Origin of the sequence: Actinoplanes sp. NPDC051633, from assembly GCF_040681735.1 — a bacterium.
GTDB lineage: Bacteria > Actinomycetota > Actinomycetes > Mycobacteriales > Micromonosporaceae > Actinoplanes.
In genome coordinates, this window is sequence record NZ_JBFAZH010000897.1 from 1 (window position 1) to 3,282 (window position 3,282).

The following is a 3,282-nucleotide window of genomic DNA, read 5'->3' on the forward strand; positions in this document are numbered from 1 at the left end:
CTTCTCGGAGGTCTGCACCATGCGCGGGCGACCGTCGCGCGTGGTGATGGTTGGGAGTGAACGAGCTGAGCTGCCGTGAGCAGGTCGCCTCAAGACCACGCCCCCGGCGTTGGAGCGCCGGGGGCGCCAACGGCCACTCTCCAACGGCGAGGAAGGAGGTTTGGACCTATGGCTAAAGGCAAGGGCAAAGTTACCAGTTCGAAGGTGGCCCGCAAGGCGTCGGCCGTAATGCGCGACGGTCGCTCGTCGGCGCGTTCTCGAAGCATCGCGGCCAGCGCGGTGGCGCAGGCAGCAGGCAAGGGTAAGGGCAAGCGCTAGATCGGCGCGCACGGCGGGCCGAGGTCTCACGGGCCTCGGCCTCAGCGTGCTAGTCGCAGGACGCAGCATTGCCGCAGCTCGATCACCATCCGATTCAATGCCTGGCGCTGACCGATTGACGGCAGTCGTTGACGGCGACGCCAACAGTCGCGACGAGCCAACGACATGCGCAGCCGGACACGAGCCGCGGACCACCGGTCGTTGCAATCGCTGACGACGGATGCACTCCGCGCTGGCAGTGTGAGGGTATGCGCGGAGGATGCGGACAATGACCCTGGACTGTCATCAACGTTCACTCGCAGACGACGCCATCGCCATCTCTGTCGCGGTACCAGTTGTACTCGGTTTCGCCTTTGTAGTAGGGACCGTAGCCGGCGGCCTGAGCCTTGGCGCAAGTGGAGAACCGAGGGTCGGTGCCTCCGCCCCCGTCGTCTGGCTCTTCAGGCTCCTCGTCTGTGCTGCCCCACTCGCATGCCACGCCGTCGCCGTCGCTGTCGAGCGCCTTGCGGTAGCCCGGTTCTCCTTCGTAAAGCGGGGCCTTGCCGGCATCGTCAACGGCGGTGCAGTTCTTGTAGTACACCGGCTTCGGCTTGGGCTTGGGGGGTGTCGTGGTCGGGCTCGGCCTTGGCGGGACGGTTGTGGCCACAACCGTGCTACTTGGCGGCGGGGACACCGTGGTCGGCAGAGCGGCGAGGGGCGCGGTCGTGGCCGGCGTGTCCGGCGCCTGCTGGGGATCATCTCCTAGAACTGCGCCGATCGTGATGAACGGTCCGCAGACGCAGAGCAGCAGTGCGCCGAAGACTGCCAGGATGATCTTATTGGTGCGCTTGCGCCTCGCAATGGGGTCGGGTGGAACGGTGCCGGGGACGGCAGTGAACGGGACTGTCGGTGGCGGCTGGGGCGGCAGCCCGTCGGAATGCGGTTGCTGTGGGCCTCGCTGGGGGTCTTGCGACCAGGGGTCCTGTGGAGGCAGGTTTGTCACCGACCCAGTGTGAATCCGACTCTGTGTGCTGGTGGTCGTACGAATGGTTATATAGACCAGACGATCATTGCTGATTCGCAAGTATCTCGGCTAGCGTCCCCCGGCAAACATCTCGGGCGGTGCCGTTCCGGGCTGGCAGCGTAAGAATCGGCGAGCCGTCCATACAGCCACCTGTACAGCCAAGGCACCCCGCTCAGGCCGACATCGCCCGACAGTGGCGGACGGGCTGAACAGGAACGCCGCTCCCCTGCCAGCCCGTCCTGATCTACTTCTAATCCGTCGGTCGCAGGTTCGAATCCTGCCGGGCGCGCCAGCTCACATCCTTGATCACGATCATCACAGATGGCTTCCGTGCCGTTTCGTGCCCTGACACCATGTCCGGATGATCGGACAATGGCACGGCCTCATCATCGACTGCCCGGACCCCTCCCGCCTGGCCTCGTTCTACCAGGAACTCATGGGCATGCAGCGCGTTCAGGACGAAGGCGACTGGGTCGTGATCGGAGATGCCCCGGATCGCCCGGGCATCGCGTTCCAACGCGTGCAGACCTTTCGCGCTCCCGACTGGCCAGATCCGGCGCACCCCCAGCAGATGCATGTCGACGTTCGAGTGGACAACCTCGATGAGGCCGAGCAGAAAGTTGAGGCATTGGGTGCGTCCCGCCTGCCCGGTGGCGGCGACCGGTTCCGCGTCTTTGCCGATCCTGTCGGCCACCCTTTCTGCTTGGTTTCCTGGTGATGAGCACGCCTCGTTGATCGAAGGTACGATCTCCGCTTACACGTGTCACCTGACCGAGCGGAAGCGTCGATGGAGAGCATCACCAAGAACCGCCAGTCGTCGGCCACTCTGCGGGCGATGGTCGAACGCGCGTACGGGCCGGATCAGCTCCCCGAGGACGAGGACTGGGCCGCCGAGCTGGGGCACGGCTGGTTCAACGTGGCGTACCGGATCAGCCTGCGCGACGGCCGCAAGGCCGTGCTGAAGATCGCGCCGCCGCCGCACGTCGAGGTGATGACCTACGAGCGCGGGGCAATGGCGACCGAGCTGGCGGCGCTCGAGCTCATCCGCACGCACACGACCGTCCCGGTGCCGGCGGTCGACTTCGCCGATCGCAGCCACGAGTTGTGCGACGCCGACTACTTCTTCATGTCCTACGTGGAGGGTGACAACCTCGGGATCGTCAAGGACGCGCTTCCGGCGGCGGATCGCGACGCGTACGGCAAAGCTCTCGGCGCGACCACCCGCGAGCTCAACACCATCCGCGGCGCCGCCTTCGGACCGCTCACCGGGCCGGGCGTGCCCACCTGGCGGCAGCTGTTCTCCGGGATGATCGAGGACGTCCTGCGCGACGGCGAACGCCGCGACGTCGACCTCGGCTGGGACTACGGCGACGTCCGGGCGGCGATCGCCCGGCACGCCGGCAGCCTCGACGCTGTGACCGAGCCGCGCTTCGTCGAGTGGGACCTCTGGGACAGCAACGTGATGATCCGCGACGGCGCGATCGCGGCCGTCATCGACCACGAACGCGCCTTCTACGGCGACCCCTCATCGAGGCGGGTTTCGTCGCCACGCAACTGCCCGCCTTCGGCGACCCGTCCGCCTTTCTGCGCGGCTACGGCAAGCCGGATTTCACGGCCGACGAGGTCCAGCGCCGCCGTCTCTACAACCTGTACCAGTGCCTCATCATGACCATCGAGACCGTCTATCGCGGACACACCGATCCCGGTCAGTACGACTGGTCGCGCGCACGACTCGCCGAAGCGATGGCGTTGCTCTGACCGGCCACGCCGAAGCCCTCGGCACCCGGCCGATCGGACGGTTGCTGTGGCAGGCGTGCACGCAGACCACCCTGTCGGTCGGCGTCTACGGCATCTACGCGCTCACCAACGCCTGGTTCGTCGCCCGAGGGGTGGGCCCGGTGGCGATGGCCGCGGTCAACGTCGTCGCGCCCGTACTCCTGGTCCTCGGCGCCGTCGCAACC

4 protein-coding genes are annotated in these 3,282 nt (G+C 66.7%); 3 read left to right on the plus strand and 1 reads right to left on the minus strand.

The genetic code is table 11. The features are described from left to right. Positions 1-168: 168 nt before the first annotated feature. Complete coding sequence (locus tag AB0M20_RS34070; RefSeq protein WP_364304456.1) at positions 169-318, plus strand: hypothetical protein; 150 nt, start codon at positions 169-171, stop codon at positions 316-318. Between the two features lie 292 nt (positions 319-610). Here the strand turns inward: AB0M20_RS34070 and AB0M20_RS34075 are convergent, their stop codons facing one another. After that, positions 611-898, minus strand: coding sequence for an excalibur calcium-binding domain-containing protein (locus AB0M20_RS34075; RefSeq protein ID WP_364304457.1), 288 nt, complete (start codon positions 896-898; stop codon positions 611-613). 865 nt (positions 899-1,763) lie between these two features. Here AB0M20_RS34075 and AB0M20_RS34080 point away from each other — a divergent pair. Further along, the gene (locus tag AB0M20_RS34080) at positions 1,764-2,039 is read left to right on the plus strand and encodes a VOC family protein (RefSeq protein WP_364304459.1); all 276 of its coding nucleotides are present in this window, start codon (positions 1,764-1,766) and stop codon (positions 2,037-2,039) included. A gap of 69 nt (positions 2,040-2,108) precedes the next feature. After that, positions 2,109-2,990, plus strand: a complete 882-nt coding sequence (locus AB0M20_RS34085) for an aminoglycoside phosphotransferase family protein (protein ID WP_364304458.1) — start codon at positions 2,109-2,111, stop codon at positions 2,988-2,990. The last annotated feature ends 292 nt before the right edge of the window (positions 2,991-3,282 follow it).